Raw genomic sequence first — 16,357 nt, forward strand, 5'->3', positions numbered from 1 at the left:
CGGAAAGCCGCCAGCCCGGAAAAGGGTCGCAAAAACACCCATCCACCGGCACGACGGCGTCAAACGTTGCAAAACCATAAATGTCCCCAATTTTGTTTCCCGTTGTTTATAGCATAGGCGACGCAGCGTGTCAATAGTAAAACCCGCTGCAATTCCCGATACGCCTATAAGTTATGGCCTGTTACCCGGTTAGGGTTCCGGCGATATTCATGCTATTTGTCAACTAATTACTGGGCCGGGCTCGCCGGGGCGTTTCCGCCCGCCGACGGACGAATTCCCGACACCGACGCCGTCACCGTCTCCACAAAGGACTGGTTGATTCGAAACACGCCCGATCGCGTCGCCGTCCGGGCAAAACGCTGCTGGTCGATATTCGGCACCACCGCCCCGATGGTCAGTGGGCCCAGCGTCACCGGCGCTCCTCCCGCCTCCTCCGGCGCCAGCGTCACCGAGAAGGTGAAGCGCGGCGCCTCAAACCCATAAACCGTCGGATCCGACTCCAGACCCTCCTCCGCTCCCAGGAACCGCAACTCGGAAACCGCCTTCAACAGGTTATCGGCATCCGTCTGGTTTGGCATGAATCGATTCTCGGGCGATACCACCAGCCACCGATTATGCAATTTTTCGAGCTGATAATCCACCCCGTCGAACTGGAAATTCATTTTCTCCGCCCGGGCCACGGGAAAGCGCAGCAGGGAGCGCATGCGGAAGGCCTGCGCATCCGTCAGAAGAAAGCCGATTCGCTCCCCCTCGATCCCCGCGATTTCCCCGCCGCTCGTGAGCGCCAGGTACTGTCCGGGCTCCGCCGCGTTCGGCGTCAGGCGAATATCCACCGGGGTTTCGGAGCCGGCCAGGTATATTTTCAACTGGACTTCGGGCGTCTCCAGGCCGTTCTCGGCGGGTGTCCCCGGAAAGAAGCGGGAGGCCTCCAGCATCTTCAGCGCGCTTATATAACTGGAAACGTACTGGTCGTCCGTATCGTCGAGGGCCGGCTCGGTCACTTTCCAGATGCCCTTCTCGTCCTTCGCCAGCGTATAGGTGTGACCCCGGCCGCTGTACTCCAGCCGGGTGATGTCCTTGGCCGCCTGGGTCATCAGGCGCCGCTCCCGGAGGGCATTGGCCGACTGGGGAAAGAGGGTGAGGATGTGCCCGTCCATCATGAAGACCCCGGACTCGCCCACACGCTGGACATAGACCCCCCCGTCTTCGCCGACCATGCCGGTATTTCCGAAGAGGAAGGTCTGGGGGTGCCCCTCTTTGGCGTCGATCACGGTTATCCGCGCCGAAGCCGGATCCAGCCCGTAGTCGGCCAGCGACTCGGGATTGTCGATGAAGTTCCGGCCGCGGGCAAATTGAATTTCCTGGACGATCTCGTTGACCTTTTCCTGGTTGGCCGCCGTGGACACGGGCGACACCTGCACCCAGGGCTGATCGCCCGCGGGCCGTTCCATGACGATGATCGCCTCCGACTCCTCGCCGAGGGGCGGGGGATTCTCGAACTTCTTCTGATCTTCGGCCGTCATGATGCGGGCAAACTCAAAGCGCACGATGGGCGCTTCGCGATCATCCACGATGAAGGCGTCGCGCAGTTGTTCCAGCGGTCGATCCAACTCGAAAACGGAATTCTTGTCCACCAGGAAAACCGGCCCCTCGTCGAGTCGGGCATAGCGATAGGTCTGGGTGGGCTCCAGGTACCCAAAACGCAAGGTCCGGGGCGCGCCTCCCGATTCGAGGGTCACGGTGAGGCGTGGAATGGCCAGACCAAATCCCTCCAGGTCCAGGGCCTCCGGCGAAAGATAGCGCTCGCTTCGCAGGCCCGCGGCGTTATTCGCCACCCGGTTCCAGAGCTCGTCCAATGCCTTGATCTGCGGGTTGGGCACGACAATGGACCACGCGCCGGGGGCCGTCTGCTCGCCCGTCGTCGGCTGCTCGTCCAGGCGGTGCACCGTCAGCTTCTTGATGGCTTCCGGCCCGAAATCGAAAACCTTCTTGGCCTCCTGGACGGTCTGGGCCTCCCGCTTCCCGGCCCACTGCAGGCCAAAGTAGAGGCCGATCAGGAGCACCAGCACGATTCCCAGTTGCACGGTATGACGAAATTTCATCGGTATTTTCTCCGCAGGAGGAAGGCGGCCAGGCCGGCGCCGACGATAAGCTGGGCCGTGAGCAACGTGCTCACCCAGACGATGGCCCGCTGCTCGCCCTCGTTGAGCACGATGGGGGGATCCGTCTTGCCCGAGGGCCGGATCGCGATCAGATCTTCGCGCTCCGTCAGCCACGCCATGGTATTCATCAGAAGATTCAGGCTGCCCTGGGTCTCCGTAATCAACTGGCCGTTCGTGGCGAAGTCGGAATCACCGATCACCACCACCCGGCTCGTCACCGGTTGGCCCGTATCGTCCACCGCGGCAGTCTTGCGCACAGCCGAAACCGCGATCGAAAGGGGACCGCCCTTTTCGTCGCTTCCCTTTGCCGCCTCGCCCTTTTTCTCCAGGCTCTCCAGGTTGGTCTCGCCCCAGTACTCCGGCGTGCTCCGGATGATCTCGGTCACCGCCACGCCCTCGGGCGCCTTGGCGCTGGCCCCCACGGAGCGTGCGGTATCAATGAGCAGCGTGCGATCAAAGCCGCCCGTGATGGGGTGCTCCTTGCGAAACGAGCCGTTGTATTCCATGAAGCCCGCGTCCACGGCCTCAAAGGGCTTGTCGTCATTGCGGAGCTCGAGCTGCCAGGGTTTCTCGCGGCCCTGGGCCATGAGCATGTCGCTGCCCACGACAATGCCGAAGCGCTCCTCAAGCCACGGGCGCAATTGCTCGCCCTGGCCCTGGCCCGGCGTTACCGATTTCCAGGGTTCCAGCAGCATCAGCAGACGCCCGCCCTTCTCGAGGTAGGCGTCGATCGCCTTTATCTCCACGGGATGGAGATCGCCCCGGGGGTTGTTTATCACCAGTACGTCGATCTGCTGCGGAATATCCGGCGCGCTGATTTTTATGGAGACCCGGCCCACGTTGTACGACTCGCCCGTAAGCAGATTGCCCAGCACCGAACCGCCCTTCTGGGGATCCTCGTCGCCCAGATCCCGCTCCTGGTGACCCGTGAGGAAACCCACATGCAGTTCCTTGCTCCGCAGCACATTGATAAGGGCGTTGGTGAAATCGCGCTCCTCCAATCGGGGGCTCCCGCCGGAGAATGTAATCACACGCTGACGGTTGCCCGCCTTCACCACGATGGTCCCCTGGGGGGAGACGTGGGTCAGGCCCATGGACTGGAGGCGCGGCATCTCCACCTGCGGATCGATTTCTTCCACCTTGATCAGGTCCGTGTAGGCCTGGCATTGCTCCAGAAAGCGGAGGGTCTTCTGGCGCGCGATCCACACCAGCTCGTCGTCCACACTCAGGAAAAGGCACATCACCTGCACCTCCTGATTCATGGTCTGAAGGACCTGAACCGTCTGGGGGGCCAGTTCGCGCCGCCCCTCCTGGGTCAAGTCCCAGGAGGCATCCCAGCCGGAAATGAACACGTACAGTGTGATGCAGATGCCGAGGAAGAACACGGTCGAAAGCGCGGCGTTCACCCCGCCGGCCGCCCAGCCCTCCCAGCCGGCGCTGCCCGCCAGCCCGAGCACCGCCATGACCAGCCAGACCAGGCCCAGACCCAGCCCGAGCAGAAGCGCGCCCCACGCCACCGCCATGTAGGACGCCTGCTGCCACACCAGAAGGTTGACGGCCGCCGCCAGGCAGAGCAGGGCCGCAATCCCGGTAAAGGTTCGTAATGATTTCAAGGGTTCAGCCTCTCCAATTCCGGCTTTCCAGCGCGCGGAAGGTCAAAAACAGGAAGAACGCGCTGAAAAGCACGTAATAGGCAATGTCCAGCGGCTGCACGACACCCAGCGCCATGTCGCGCGCATGGGCGTCAATGGGCAACTCCATCACGAGGCCGCGAAAGATTCGGTAGAAGAACGCAATGACGGTGCGCAGTCCCGCCGGCCAGCCTTCGGGTGTTGGACTCTCCGCGGGCATGTCCTCGCCCAGATTTCCCAGAATAAACAGGATGAGCGTTGCGCCAAAGGTGATGGTGCCGGACATAATCTGGGTCCTGGTGACCGACGAGACGAAAAGGCCCAGGCTGATGCAGGCCGCACCCATCAGAAACACGGTAAGCACGCCAAAGACCAGAACCGGCGGCTCCACATTGTCCACAAACCACCCCATGATGCCGAGATTGACGCCGACGACGAGCATCATGACGCCCAGCACGCCCAGGGCGGCCAGGTACTTGCCGAAGATGATTTCCCGGTCGCGCAGGGGCTGGGTGAGCAGAAACTCGATCGTACCGCGGTGGCGTTCTTCGGCCAGCAGGCGCATGGTAAGCAGGGGCGCCAGAAACATGATCAACATGCCGCAGAACACCAGATAGGGGCTGAGAAAAGTCTCCTCAAAATCCGGCACCGCCGTATAGGCGTACATGGTCGGGTTCTGGGTGATATCCGAGTGGGTGATAAAGGAAATGGAAAAAGACAGGCCCGCGATGACCGCAAACATGCCCACGACCACATAGCCCACCGGGGTGAGGAAAAAGGATTTAAACTCGCGCTTGCAGACCGCCCACGTGTTTCTCATGCGCTCACTCCCGCCGGCAGGGCCGCGCGATCGGCGGCAACCACCTTGATAAACAGCTCTTCGAGGCGCTTGCCGCCCTCGTCCAGATTGTCCAGCTTCGTCTCCGCCACCACGTGGCCCTGATTGATGATGATGGCCCGCTCGCACAGCATGGCCACCTCCGGAAGAATGTGGGTGCTGATCAGCACCGTGTGCTTCTCCCGCAGGCCCTTGATCATCTGGCGAATCTCCACAATCTGGGCCGGGTCCAGGCCCACCGTGGGCTCATCCAGGATCAGCACCGGCGGACTCCCTATCAAGGCCTGGGCCAGGCCAACGCGCTGCTTGTAGCCCTTCGAAAGATTGCCGATGATCCGATTCTCCATATGGCTCAGGCCGCAGCGCGACAGCGCCTCGCTCACTTCGCCCTTCCGCGCCTTGACCTCCACGCCCTTCAGCTCGGCCACATAGCGCAGGAAACTCGAAACCACCATCTCATCGTAGAGCGGCACCCGCTCGGGAAGATAGCCGATCCGCCGCTTCACCTCCAGCGGATTGGCATGGACCTCAAAGCCCGCGATCCGTGCCTCGCCCTTCGTGGCGGGCATGAAAGCGGTCAAGATCCGCATGGTCGTGCTCTTGCCCGCGCCATTGGGTCCCAGAAATCCGATGATCTCTCCGGCATCCACGTGAAACGAAACGTCCTGCACGGCGGCAATGGGGCCGTAGTACTTGGTGAGGCCCTGAACGTCAATCATTACGGTTCTCCGTCAAAGTGACAACATTTTGCCAAATGCCGATACTTGAAAAGTGTGCAATCTGCGAACTACTCGCTCAATGCCTAGACTATTATTTACGGCTACCCGGTAAATTCCGCAGGGAGGACCAGGTAATTTATGCCGAACAATGCGCTCCATTTTGGACCAAGGCGACATGTTCAGCTGGCTGCGAGCCACCTAGTGTATGGCGCTTCAGGAATTTAAATCAAATCAACGCGGGACAAATCCCGTTGGCATGGTTAATGCTCCCATGAAGAAGCATGAAGTAGTTGCAGAAAGGCAGGCAAACCATGGTAGTTCAATGTTGCGTGTGCAAAAAGATCCGAATCGATGGTGTGTGGCGGGTTTCCGACCCCAGCGCTCCACGCTTCGAGGAAGTCAGCCACGGCTATTGCCCTTCCTGCGCCGATGACGCCTTCCGGGAAGTCCGGGAGTACCACCGGCACAATTTTCGCGGCTTCGCTTCCGCCAAGGCGGCCAACTCGTGATCCCCGGTTTCGAGCATAGTATCACGCCTTCACCCCTCCGGGGGCTGGGGCGCTTCCTGAAAGTAACGATGAAAGCCCTCGGGAAGTTGATAGTAGTCAAGATTTTTTATGGCATCCGCCTGGGACTGGCTGTTGTAGGTGTTCCAGAAGAGGATCGTCTCGTTCTCCAGCGCGCCTGACGCGCCATCGGCCAGCAGGCAGGCCAGCGCCTTTCCCGTATAGGTCCCCTCCAGGGCGCCCCCCTCCAGATCATCGAGCCGCCGCAGCGCCGCCGTACCCGCTTCCGTAGGTCGCGCATAGCCCTCCCCCAGAAACTCGTCCCGCAAGGTAAACCGCGACTCAGGAAAAGGAATGGCCGGAAAATCGCGGTCGGCCCGGCGGAGCAGCCCCAGGGTCCGGGCATAAAGTCTCCGCGCCTTCTCCGGCGTCGTGTAGGGCGCGGTGGTCACGCGCACGGCGACCACCCGACTGCGCAGTCCCGCGGCCGCCAGGCCGAGCAGCAGGCCCACGCAGGTGCCCATCGTGCCGGAGGCCACATAGATGCGATCCGGCTCGGGAATGAGCCCCGCCTCCACCTGGGCGCGCAATTCAAAGGCCGCGTTCACGAAGCCCACGACCCCGAGGGGCGCGCTGCCCCCGGCGGGGATGACAAAGGGCCGACCTTTCCCGGCGGAAAACCGGGAAGCGATTTCCTGGAGCGTGGCGGCGGACACCATCTTGCGGCCACCGAAGAGCCGGAGCTCTGCGCCGGCCGCCAGGCCCCGGAGCAGGTTGCGCCGAACATTCGGGGAATTCTGCTGGGGAACCATCATGGAGATGGCTTCCATGCCCAGTTGGCGGGCATAGATGGCCGTGGCCAGGGCGTGGTTTGAGCCCGCGGCGCCAAAGGTCAGCACTGAAGTGGCCCCAAGCGCCGTGGCGCGCGCGAGCAGGAACTCCAGCTTGCGCACCTTGTTGCCGCCGTAGGCCTCGCCGGAAATATCGTCGCGCTTGACGCAAAGCCTTGCGATACCCGCATCGGCCCCAAGCCGCTCCCAGCGATCCACGGGGGTGGGCAGCGAGGCCAGGGCGACACGGGGCAGGGATTCCCCCAGTCGGGGATAACGATGAAACAGGGGCGGCACGGGGACACTCCGTGAATTGGGAATTAAGAATTGCGATTTAGGAATTGAATGGGTTGGAACTTTCGCCACGCGGCGAGGCCGTAGAGTAACCCGTGGCCCCCCTTCGCCGCCACTTCCCGACGGTGGGCCTGGCTACGGTGAAGCCGGTCCCACTTCACCATCCACTATTCCTCGATCTTCACCCGCGGGTGGGCCTTGAAAAAGGCCCAGATAAACTCCGAGGCGTTGAGCGCATAGCTCGTGGGGCCAACGAGTGCCTCGTCGTAGTTTTCCGTACTGCCGGGCCAGGTGTGGCCCCCGCCCGTAACGGTACACAGCGCGACCTCAATGCCTGTTTCGCAGGTGGTATAGGTGCTGAGGCGGATCTCGCCATTCTCTCCTTCGACCGGGGGCACGATAGACTCCACGGGGTCTCCGCCACACCCGCCGTAGCCCGCCCAGTGCGCCGCGTTCTCCTCCGCCGAAAGATAGATGGGGCTGCGGGGCCCATCTTGAGCGCCGCCAAGATACGGTACGATGGGATCTTCGGTACCGTGGATCAACAAGACTGAAACAGGCGCCTCCGGCTCGCACTCGTCGGCATTGACCTTCTCCAGACTGCCCATGACGGGCGCGATGGCGGCGAAGACGTCCCCGTGGCGGCAGCCCATAAGCTGGGTCATCATGCCGCCGTTGGAGGCGCCGGTAAGATAGATCCGGTCGGGGTCGATGTTGTAGCGCTCCTGCAGACGCTCCGCCAGTTCGAGAATGAATTTCTCGTCATTGACAAATTTCACCCCGCCGGTGTTTCCATCGGCGTCGGAATTCCACGAAACGAGGATGCCGTCGGGGTAGGCCACGATGAAACCCTCGCGATCGGCGATGGCGTCGAATCCGGTAAGGGCCTGCATGCGCCGTCCCGTGTCCGTAAACTGATGGAGGGCAATCACCAGTGACGTGGGCGCCTCGGGATCGAGGGTCTCGGGCACATGGAGGACATACTCGCGGATGCGCGTGCCCACGAGGAGGTAATCGTGTTGTGTGAAATCAACAAAGGCCAGGATGAAGGCCAGCAGGCCCGCGATTATGCTGATCAGGCCTTGAAAGGCGGCTGTGAGGGTGGTCATGGTATTGGGGAGCCCCGAAATAACGCGTTAACCGACTACAATGATACCGCGCAAGTCCGTCCGCGTCACAGGTTCGGAGAAATCTCACGGTGATGCCGGACCGGCGATGGCTCGCAGTTCAGTCTTCGAGTTCGATGTCGTTGTCGGCGCACCATTCCCGCAGGGCGGCCTCGGTTCGCGCCTGTTCATAGGCCCGCCACTCGGCCACCTTGTCCCGCATTTCGAGGAGATCCTTGAAGCGCCGAAAGGCGCCCCGGCTGGAAAAGTAGTCGTAGACCCTGTCCAAATCATCGGGCAGGAACTCGGCGACGAAATCGATGGCCACCTGGCGACCCAGCCGGAGGTCATCTTGTTTCGGCACCTCGACCCAATCGGGACCATGCACATCGACGCCTCTATCTTCGGCATCGTCGATCTCCGTCAAGTCCAGGTCACCATGGTTGCACAGGGTTTCACCCGTATGCCGGTTGAGGATGGTGTATACATCGGCATACACCCCTGAATTCTGATAGTAGGCTTGATCGACAGCGCTGAATTTTAGCATGGCCGACTCCTCGCGCGGGCGGCGGACGCGTCCGCCGCCCGCCCATGAGATTGGATTTAACCGCGCAGCTTGATCAGGAGCTTGTTGGCGGCGGCAATGCCGTCGCTTTCGCTCATGATGTTGCCTTCGTATTCAATGCCGATAAAGCCGTTGTAGCCGTGCTTGTCAACGCAAATTTCGATCATCTTCTCGAAATCCACCATCTTGTTGTCCTTGTCCGTGTGGAGGCCGGTGACCGGATCGAAGTCATAGCACTTGGCGGACAGGGCCTTGGCGTAGGGCATGAGCTTGTCGATGCCCTCGTAGATGTCCTGCTCGGGCGGGAAATTGCCGAAGTCGGGCAGGGTGCCGAAGCGGGGATGGTTCACCGCGGCCATGAGGAGGTCCATGGCGTGCGGATAGGACGAGGGCCCGCCGTGGTTTTCGATGATGACGTTGATGTTCTTCTTCTCGCCGTATTCACAAAGGGCGTGGAAGCCGGGCACGGAACGCTTCACGAAGGCGTCCAGCTTGGCTTCGTCCTTTTCGGTGCCTTTTTCCGAGCCGGCCCAGTTCATGCGGATGGAGTGGCAACCGAAATCGGCGGCGTAGTCGATCCATTCCGAGTGGCGCTTCACGGCGTCGGCGCACTCTTCGGGCGTGGCCCCGCCGATGCTGCCCTGGCCGTCAATCATGATGAGCTTGATGGCGACGTTGTGGGCTGCGGCGTTCTTCGCCAGCTCGTCTCGATAGGCCTTGTCGGTCTTGGGCAGCATGCCGCTGACCAGTTCTATGGCCTCGATGTCCCAGGTTTCCCGGGTCATTTTGGGCATGTCGAGCATGGGGATTTTCCCCTCGCCCTCGCCGATGGTGCGGTGGAGCGACCAGCCGGCCAGCGAGATGCCGTACTCGCGTTTGCCCTTGGGCTTGGCGTGTGCGCCAGAGGCGACGGCCAGGGCGGCGGCGCTGGCGGCGGTCGTCTTGATAAAGGTTCGGCGTGACGTAGGTGTGCTCATGAGAACAGGCTCCGTGGTTTTGGGCTGGGCGCGCGCGACGGCGCGCGGCATCGTTTGGCATTGAGTCTAGCAAGGCGAGGGCGGCTTGTCCAGTCTGGTGGGAATCGGGCGAATACTGTATAATTTCAGATGAAGAGGCAGGCTGCGCCTGCCACATAGAAGCTGGAGACTCCCAATGGAAATTGCGTTACCGAAAGGACTGGCAGATTTCGTACGTGAGCAGATCGATTCGGGCCTGTATGAATCGCCTGACGAAGTCTATCGAGATGGCTTGCGTCTCTTGAAAGAACGAAGGGACGGGGAGGCGCTCAAGCTGGAGCGGCTGCGCAGGGAATTGACCGTAGGGCTGGAGCAGTTGGACCGTGGCGAGGGTCTTCCGTTTGACGTCCAAGACATTATCGCTCTCGGCAAACAGAAACGGCAGGCTTGAAAGATCCTGTAGATATTTCGCCTGCGGCGCGTCACGATCTTGCCGAGATTTGGGAGTACATTAGTCGCGACAATGAGGACGCGGCCACAAGTCTCCTTCAGTCGATCTACAGGCAATGTGTCGCACTTGCGGCGATGCCGGGATTGGGAAAAGCCCGGAACGCTGATCTCGGAGAGGGTATGCGAAGCTACCCCGTAGGTCGCTATGTAATTTACTTTCGGATGCGCAAGTCCAAACTGGAGCTTGTTCGCGTGATACACAGCGCGAGGGACTTGACCGAAATGTTCGAGCCCGATTGATAAAAAAAGCCCCCGGAATCATCCGGGGGCTTTTCTGGTAACCTCGTGAGGGCAGGGCCTACGAAAGCTCGGGGTACAGCCGGTCGCGCTCGCTGTGAAAGAGCATGGCGGCCTGCTGGCGTTTTTCATTGCGGTACACGCTGACAATATCGTTGATGCGGATGGTGGCCAGGCCGTCGGGATCGCCTTCCATGGTAATCAGGGCGATCTGGACGTAGCCGTCCTTGATGTTGCGAACAAAACCGGCCACATGGCGAAAATCGCGGAAGGTGGCAATTTTGCAGTTCACCATCTCATGGAGCGCCTGGGCCCGTTCAAGTTCGGTGACGAAACAATCCGAGACTTCGGCGAGCAAGGGCTCCGAGTCTTCAATGCCGTGGCCGCACTCCCGAAGGATTTCGATGCGGCGCAGCAGGCGGGTGTCTTCGGCGATCTGGATCACATCGCGAATGAGAAACGAATTGTTACCGTCCTCTTCGCCCGTGTATCGGATTTCTTCCATGGTGCAGGTGTCGGGCCCAATGCTGCGCACAAAGCCGATGATGCTCTCGTCCAGATTGTGAGAATTGGCGAAGACCTGAAGGAGGGTGCGATTGTCCCGGGCACGGACAAGGATCTGGCGAAAGGTGTCATTCTTGTTGGCGTTGCCGAGTATTTCTCGGAGGAGGTCTTCACTCATGTTCAAGATTCCTTTCTTGACGCGGGGCGGGGATCCGGCTCGTCTTGAGTCTGCAAAGGAACTGCGCTGGGGGCGCGGGATGCGCCGGAGAAGCGATGGCGCCAGGGGAAAAGCTGGGCAGAGTTGGCACCGGAACCGCCTCAGAACGACCTCATTGTACCTGAGAGATTGGGCAAAAAGCCAAGTGAAAACGGCGAAATATTGGCGGAATACGCGGGATAGATCAAATATTATGACTGGTTTATGGAGTCGTTAAGAAATCGTCATAGACGAAGGGTTATTTGACAGTTTTGTCACTAGTTGGCGGGAGGGGGGCTTATGGGTCTTACAGGTCTTATGGGCTTCATAGAGCAAATGGAGCTATAGAACGCCATGCTGACCCGTACGACCCATAAGACCCATGATTCCCCTCTTATCTGTCAATTATCCGAAGGCCCGATCATCTTGCTCGGGTCCACCGCCTTGTCGAACTCGTCGCCCGTGAGGAAGCCGAGATTGATGCACTCTTCGCGCAGGGTCGTGCCATTGCGGTGAGCGGTCTTGGCGATCTTGGCGGCGTTATCGTAGCCGATGTGACGGTTGAGCGCGGTCACGAGCATGAGGGAGTTGTTCAGGTGGGCCTGAATATTTCGGCGGTTCGGCTCGATGCCCACGGCGCAGTTTTCGCGGAAGGAATCGGCGGCGTCGGCCAGCAGGCGGATGGACTGGAGCACGTTATAGATGATGACGGGCTTGAAGACATTCAGCTCGAAATTGCCCGAAGCGCCCGCGACCGCCACGGCGGCGTCGTTGCCGATGACCTGGGCGGCCACCATGGTCATGGCTTCGCACTGGGTCGGGTTGACCTTGCCGGGCATGATGGAGGAGCCGGGCTCGTTTTCGGGCAACATGATCTCGCTGATGCCGCAGCGCGGGCCGCTGCCGAGCCAGCGGATATCGTTGGCGATTTTCATGAAGCTGCACGCGATGGTCTTGAGGGCGCCGGAGGTCATAACCATGGCGTCGTGGGCCGCAAGGGCCTCGAATTTGTTCGGCGCGGTGGTGAAGGGGAGGCCGGTAATCTCCGCGATCTGGGCGGCGACTTTTTCGTCGTAGCCCCTCTTCGTGTTTAGACCGGTGCCGACCGCGGTGCCGCCCAGGGCCAGCTCGGCGAGCAGGGGCAGGGTCTGGTTGACGCGGGCCGCGCCATTGGCCACCTGGTGGGCGTACCCGGAGAATTCCTGGCCGAGCGTGAGGGGCGTGGCATCCATCAGGTGGGTGCGGCCGATCTTGATAATGTCTTCAAAAGTCTCAGACTTGGCGGCGAGCACTTCCTGTAGATCCTGCAGCGCGGGAATGAGCCGGTTCTGGATCTGCTCCACCGCCGCGATGCTCATGGCCGTGGGGAAGGTGTCGTTGGAGGACTGGGACATGTTCACGTGGTCGTTGGGGTGCACGGGCTTCTGGCTGCCGAGCACGCCGCCCAGCATTTCGATGGCGCGGTTGGCAATGACCTCGTTTGCGTTCATGTTGGTCTGGGTACCGCTGCCGGTTTGCCAGATCACGAGGGGAAAGTGATCATCCAGCGTGCCGTCGATGACTTCATCCGCCGCCGCACAGATGGCCTTGCAGAGGTCGTCGGCCAGCAGGCCCAGTTGGTTGTTGGTGAGGGCGGCCGCCTTTTTCAGGATGCCCAGGGCGCGGATCAATTCGCGGGGCATGGTCTCGCCGCCGATCTTGAAGTTCACGATGGAGCGGGCCGTCTGGCAGCCGTAGTAGCGGTCCACAGGCACTTGCATCTCGCCCATGGTATCTTTTTCGATGCGGTATTCCATTGGTGTTCCCTCTTCCGCCGGGGTGCGGGGTTGGTGAAGTCGGCGGGCCTTGATCATACGCCGGGGGCGGGCGGCGGTGCAACGAAGCTGACGGCGGGCGAGCCTCTATCAGACCGATCTGACGGATCAGACCGATCTGATCAGTTCTCCCGATCCGTCTAATCTGTCTGATCGGTCCGATAGTCGCACCCCGCGTGTTTTCTGCTACCATGGCCCCATCACATCACCCCAAGCTCAGGAGTACCCGCCATGCGCCAGCCCATGACCCGCCGTCAGTTCTTCATTTTCGGCGCAGCCTCGGCCGCCGCCCTTTCCGCGCGCGCGCAGGAGCCCCCCGCGCCCTTCACCATTCGCCAGGACTGGCACATGCACACCTGGCGCGCGGGAGCGAAGAAGGACATGATCGTGAAGGACATGATAGCTGCCAATGCGGCCCATGGCCTGACGCTCATGGGCATCTCGGAACACATCGACCGGGAAGATGAACGGGAAGAGTTCAAGAAAAAGCTGACGGCGAACCGGGAAGAGGCCCTGGCGGCAGCCAGCGCGGCGGGCGCGATGAAGGTCATGATCGGCACGGAGTCGACCATGATCAATCCGAAACTCAGTGCGGCGGACGCCGAAATTGCGGCCATGCTGGACTACCGCCTCATTTCCTGCAATCACTACCACCTGAAACATGTGGAGAATCCCGAGCCGACGGCGGACGCCTATGCGAACCACTATCTGGACATGCTCTGGGGCGCGACGGAGCTGGGCTACGCGGACACTATCGGCCACCCCTTTTACCATCAGAAGCTGAGCAAGATTTTCGATCACGACGGCCTGATGGCGATCTTAAAGGCCTACAATCACGAGCGGCTCTCGGCGGTGCTGAAAAAGGCCGCCGAGGTAAACATGGCCTTCGAACTGCAACCACGCCATGTGGACCACGCGCTGGATTGGTTCCGCGAATTACTCCAGGAGGCGCGCCTCCACGGCACGAAGTTCACCATCGGCACGGACGCCCACGATATCCCCAGCCTGGGGTATCCCGACAATGACAGTGGCCGCACCTGCGGGATGATCCTGGCCGACCTGGGGCTGAGAGACGAGGATTTGAAGACGGAACCGATCACGTACACGGGTTGAGTCGAGCCGCGGCTTGCGAAGTCGCCCGAATTCCGAATTCGCCCGGAGATGTGGCATAATAACGGACCTTCACAAGCAGCGCCGTGACTGGCGACGAAGCGTGGAATCAACCACGGGGAAACGGGCTGCTTTACGTTGTTTTGCCGCGCGCCTGGGCCTGGAGGAGTGCACGATTGCACCCCGCCAGACTTAAACGCCAAAGGAGCATACCCATGGCCGAACACGATTTGAAGCAGATGTACCGCACGCGAACGGAGGGAGAATTCCCCGACACCTTTGCCCTGCTGGGCCGCAGCTATGAGAAGGTGGAAAACCTTCGCTACGGCACGAACCCCCACCAGCCCGCGGCCTTCTACCGCCCCGCCGACGGTGCGGGCGTTGTCCTCGGTCGCTACGAGATCCTCAAGACCGGCAAGAGCGGCCTCTCCCAGACGAACCTGGAAGACATGCAGCACGCCATCGGCATCTTGAAGTACATGCAGCGCCCGGCCTGCGCCGTGATGAAGCATTGCAACCCCAGCGGCGTGGCCATCGAAGTGAACGGCCAGAGCCTCGCGCAGGTCTATGAGCGGGCCCGCGACGCCGACGCCCAGGCGGCCTTCGGCAGCGTGGTGGTCTTCAACGTCGAAGTGGACGAAGCCACCGCCGCCGCCATCATGGAAACGATTGTAGAAGGCGTCGCAGCGCCCTCTTTCTCCGAAGCCGCCCTCGCCGCCTTCAACGACGCGGATCGCTTCAAGCGGAACAAGGAAATCCGCATCATCAAGGTGCCCGAGTTCTCCGCCCTGCCGAAGTATATCGACGACGTGGCGCGCGGCTACGAAATGAAGGTGTTTGACGACGGCAGCATTGTCCTCGCCCAACCCTACCTCTCCCGCGTGAAGAGCGCGGCGGACCTGGTACCGGCTTACAACGATCACCCCAAGCAGGGCCGCGCGGATATTGCCCGCAAGCCCACCGAGCGCGAGCTGGACGACCTCCTCTTCGCGTGGTACGTGAACATCCACGTACGCAGCAACGGCGTGGTGATTGCCAGGAACGGTCAGACCCTGGCCGTTGGCACCGGTGAACAGGATCGCGTCGGCGCGGTGCAGCAGGCCATCATCAAGGCGGGCCAGAAGTACAAGGGCGAAGAGACGCTCGACGGCGCGGTCATGTCTTCCGACGGCTTCTTCCCCTTCCGCGACGCCGTGGACGCGGTGACCGCGGCGGGCATCACGGCCATCGTGCAGCCCGGCGGCAGCGTGAACGACTACGACGCGATCACAGCCTGCAACGAAGCGGGCGCGACGATGGTCTTCAGCCTGGAGCGCTGCTTCTCGCACCATTGACCGCGACGGAACGGTCCAACAGGCAATCGTGCCTTTGATAACAGAAACAGCCTCGGCGAGCGGATTGCTCCCGGGTTTCCGTAGTGATTCTGGGACTGTCCCGCGTTTTGCAAGCGCGGGGCGGTCCCGAATGGCACTAACTTCACGGGATTGACCTTGAACAATCGAGGCCAACGGCGGGTGCCACCCATACACGGAGGAGCTTGCGACGGAGTTTATGGGTGCGGCGCCTGCAAGCGAGTCAAGTTCGTCGCGAGGCAACGAAAAAGCAGCCGCCAAGCTGGTATTCATGAGTGGCCAGGCAAAGCCTATGTCCCATCACCCACAAGCTGATGGCCGCCTGAGGCGGCCCGCGTGTGGGTGGCACCCTTGGAATCCTTTTTCTGCTCGGAAACCCTTAAGTTAGTGCCATTCGGGACGGTCCCGGCCTACTTCCCGAAGTGGCGCTTGAAGTAGGACGCGTCATCCAGGCACTTCAGATCGACCCGGGTGAACTTTTCCGCTTCTTTGTCGGAAATGGGATCCAGGCCCCGGGCGCCGCGCTGGGTCTCCATGCGCTCCATGGGCTCATCCATCTCCTCGTCGCCGCTGTCGAAATCCGAGCCGCCTTCATGAAAGGGAAGGATGCCCGCTTCGAGAAATTCGGTGATCACCTGAGCGAGGTGCTGGGTGCGCTCTTCCCGGCTGCCCTCTTCGAGAATGCGCCGGTTGATGGGGATGATCTTGTCGCGAAAGAGGACGGCGAGTTCGTGGCAGTTGGGGCAGGGCATGACGGCCACCACATCTTTGGGAACGCGCGAAGTGATGATGCGGTGGGCTTTGCAATGAGGGCAGACGACCGTATCCATGAGCCAGCACACTTTCTATTCGTCTTGCGCCCGTCGGGCTCATCCCAACGCGCACTCCAGCGCGGGCAGGTCGGCCACGGGAACGCTGCATTCCGTAAGGACCCCTGGGGCGCGGATCATGCATGAAGACTAGCTGGATTTTAGAGAATTTACGGTGCGGCTGTCAAACCGGAATAAGCGGCGGCCGCGAATTCTGC

The 16,357-nt window shown here is 61.2% G+C and carries 16 protein-coding genes; 5 read left to right on the forward strand and 11 right to left on the reverse strand.

The window, feature by feature from the left end; translation table 11 throughout:
- Positions 1–227 precede the first annotated feature (227 nt).
- From JNK74_04065 to JNK74_04080, 4 genes are read right to left on the reverse strand one after another with little or no spacing between them, the layout of a single operon-like run.
- Positions 228–2,102, reverse strand: coding sequence for a DUF4340 domain-containing protein (locus JNK74_04065; GenBank protein ID MBL7645349.1), 1,875 nt, complete (start codon positions 2,100–2,102; stop codon positions 228–230).
- Positions 2,099–3,775 (reverse strand): GldG family protein, encoded by a 1,677-nt coding sequence (locus JNK74_04070; GenBank protein ID MBL7645350.1) that lies wholly within the window; start codon positions 3,773–3,775, stop codon positions 2,099–2,101. Before JNK74_04070 ends, JNK74_04065 begins: the two co-directional genes overlap by 4 nt.
- Before the next feature lie 4 nt (positions 3,776–3,779).
- Complete coding sequence (locus tag JNK74_04075; protein MBL7645351.1) at positions 3,780–4,613, reverse strand: ABC transporter permease subunit; 834 nt, start codon at positions 4,611–4,613, stop codon at positions 3,780–3,782.
- Positions 4,610–5,350: an ABC transporter ATP-binding protein gene (locus tag JNK74_04080; protein MBL7645352.1), complete on the reverse strand. Its 741-nt coding sequence runs from the start codon at positions 5,348–5,350 to the stop codon at positions 4,610–4,612. The genes JNK74_04075 and JNK74_04080 overlap by 4 nt, the downstream gene beginning before the upstream one ends.
- Positions 5,351–5,661: 311 nt before the next feature.
- Here JNK74_04080 and JNK74_04085 point away from each other — a divergent pair, with 311 nt between their 5' ends.
- Positions 5,662–5,859 carry a hypothetical protein gene (locus tag JNK74_04085; protein MBL7645353.1) on the forward strand — a complete coding sequence of 66 codons (198 nt, stop codon included), beginning with the start codon at positions 5,662–5,664 and terminating at the stop codon, positions 5,857–5,859.
- Between the two features lie 29 nt (positions 5,860–5,888).
- Here the strand turns inward: JNK74_04085 and JNK74_04090 are convergent, their stop codons facing one another.
- From JNK74_04090 to JNK74_04105, 4 genes are all read right to left on the reverse strand, one after another.
- The gene (locus tag JNK74_04090; protein MBL7645354.1) at positions 5,889–6,983 is read right to left on the reverse strand and encodes a pyridoxal-phosphate dependent enzyme; all 1,095 of its coding nucleotides are present in this window, start codon (positions 6,981–6,983) and stop codon (positions 5,889–5,891) included.
- A 164-nt stretch (positions 6,984–7,147) separates the two neighbouring features.
- On the reverse strand, positions 7,148–8,089 hold the full coding sequence (locus JNK74_04095; GenBank protein MBL7645355.1) for a prolyl oligopeptidase family serine peptidase: 942 nt from the start codon (positions 8,087–8,089) through the stop codon (positions 7,148–7,150).
- A 118-nt stretch (positions 8,090–8,207) separates the two neighbouring features.
- The gene (locus tag JNK74_04100; GenBank protein ID MBL7645356.1) at positions 8,208–8,633 is read right to left on the reverse strand and encodes a hypothetical protein; all 426 of its coding nucleotides are present in this window, start codon (positions 8,631–8,633) and stop codon (positions 8,208–8,210) included.
- A 56-nt stretch (positions 8,634–8,689) separates the two neighbouring features.
- The gene (locus JNK74_04105) at positions 8,690–9,628 is read right to left on the reverse strand and encodes a TIM barrel protein (GenBank protein ID MBL7645357.1); all 939 of its coding nucleotides are present in this window, start codon (positions 9,626–9,628) and stop codon (positions 8,690–8,692) included.
- Positions 9,629–9,803: 175 nt separating this feature from the next.
- Between JNK74_04105 and JNK74_04110 the strand changes: the two genes are divergently transcribed.
- Both JNK74_04110 and JNK74_04115 read left to right on the forward strand, forming a co-directional pair.
- Positions 9,804–10,058 carry a type II toxin-antitoxin system ParD family antitoxin gene (locus JNK74_04110; protein ID MBL7645358.1) on the forward strand — a complete coding sequence of 85 codons (255 nt, stop codon included), beginning with the start codon at positions 9,804–9,806 and terminating at the stop codon, positions 10,056–10,058.
- Positions 10,055–10,357, forward strand: a complete 303-nt coding sequence (locus JNK74_04115; protein MBL7645359.1) for a type II toxin-antitoxin system RelE/ParE family toxin — start codon at positions 10,055–10,057, stop codon at positions 10,355–10,357. The genes JNK74_04110 and JNK74_04115 overlap by 4 nt, the downstream gene beginning before the upstream one ends.
- A gap of 58 nt (positions 10,358–10,415) precedes the next feature.
- On the opposite strand, the gene JNK74_04120 is transcribed toward JNK74_04115, so the two are convergent.
- Positions 10,416–11,036, reverse strand: a complete 621-nt coding sequence (locus tag JNK74_04120; GenBank protein MBL7645360.1) for a hypothetical protein — start codon at positions 11,034–11,036, stop codon at positions 10,416–10,418.
- 419 nt (positions 11,037–11,455) lie between these two features.
- Positions 11,456–12,850 carry a class II fumarate hydratase gene (gene fumC, locus JNK74_04125; protein MBL7645361.1) on the reverse strand — a complete coding sequence of 465 codons (1,395 nt, stop codon included), beginning with the start codon at positions 12,848–12,850 and terminating at the stop codon, positions 11,456–11,458.
- A 249-nt stretch (positions 12,851–13,099) separates the two neighbouring features.
- Between fumC and JNK74_04130 the strand changes: the two genes are divergently transcribed.
- Positions 13,100–13,981, forward strand: a complete 882-nt coding sequence (locus JNK74_04130; GenBank protein MBL7645362.1) for a PHP domain-containing protein — start codon at positions 13,100–13,102, stop codon at positions 13,979–13,981.
- 212 nt (positions 13,982–14,193) lie between these two features.
- Entirely contained in the window at positions 14,194–15,312 is a 1,119-nt protein-coding gene (locus tag JNK74_04135; protein ID MBL7645363.1) for an IMP cyclohydrolase, read from the forward strand.
- Between the two features lie 428 nt (positions 15,313–15,740).
- On the opposite strand, the gene JNK74_04140 is transcribed toward JNK74_04135, so the two are convergent.
- Positions 15,741–16,160 (reverse strand): hypothetical protein, encoded by a 420-nt coding sequence (locus JNK74_04140; protein ID MBL7645364.1) that lies wholly within the window; start codon positions 16,158–16,160, stop codon positions 15,741–15,743.
- Between the last annotated feature and the right edge of the window lie 197 nt (positions 16,161–16,357).

Source organism: Candidatus Hydrogenedentota bacterium, assembly GCA_016791475.1.
Lineage (GTDB): Bacteria > Hydrogenedentota > Hydrogenedentia > Hydrogenedentales > JAEUWI01 > JAEUWI01.

What these genes read in the sequence shown, in the direction of transcription:
- fumC (MBL7645361.1), bottom strand. Translation starts at nt 12,850, where the DNA reads ATGGAATACCGCATCGAAAAAGATACCATGGGCGAGATGCAAGTGCCT.
- JNK74_04065 (MBL7645349.1), bottom strand. Translation starts at nt 2,102, where the DNA reads ATGAAATTTCGTCATACCGTGCAACTGGGAATCGTGCTGGTGCTCCTG.
- JNK74_04110 (MBL7645358.1), top strand. Translation starts at nt 9,804, where the DNA reads ATGGAAATTGCGTTACCGAAAGGACTGGCAGATTTCGTACGTGAGCAG.
- JNK74_04130 (MBL7645362.1), top strand. Translation starts at nt 13,100, where the DNA reads ATGCGCCAGCCCATGACCCGCCGTCAGTTCTTCATTTTCGGCGCAGCC.
- JNK74_04075 (MBL7645351.1), bottom strand. Translation starts at nt 4,613, where the DNA reads ATGAGAAACACGTGGGCGGTCTGCAAGCGCGAGTTTAAATCCTTTTTC.
- JNK74_04140 (MBL7645364.1), bottom strand. Translation starts at nt 16,160, where the DNA reads ATGGATACGGTCGTCTGCCCTCATTGCAAAGCCCACCGCATCATCACT.
- JNK74_04095 (MBL7645355.1), bottom strand. Translation starts at nt 8,089, where the DNA reads ATGACCACCCTCACAGCCGCCTTTCAAGGCCTGATCAGCATAATCGCG.
- JNK74_04135 (MBL7645363.1), top strand. Translation starts at nt 14,194, where the DNA reads ATGGCCGAACACGATTTGAAGCAGATGTACCGCACGCGAACGGAGGGA.
- JNK74_04105 (MBL7645357.1), bottom strand. Translation starts at nt 9,628, where the DNA reads ATGAGCACACCTACGTCACGCCGAACCTTTATCAAGACGACCGCCGCC.
- JNK74_04080 (MBL7645352.1), bottom strand. Translation starts at nt 5,350, where the DNA reads ATGATTGACGTTCAGGGCCTCACCAAGTACTACGGCCCCATTGCCGCC.
- JNK74_04100 (MBL7645356.1), bottom strand. Translation starts at nt 8,633, where the DNA reads ATGCTAAAATTCAGCGCTGTCGATCAAGCCTACTATCAGAATTCAGGG.
- JNK74_04120 (MBL7645360.1), bottom strand. Translation starts at nt 11,036, where the DNA reads ATGAGTGAAGACCTCCTCCGAGAAATACTCGGCAACGCCAACAAGAAT.
- JNK74_04085 (MBL7645353.1), top strand. Translation starts at nt 5,662, where the DNA reads ATGGTAGTTCAATGTTGCGTGTGCAAAAAGATCCGAATCGATGGTGTG.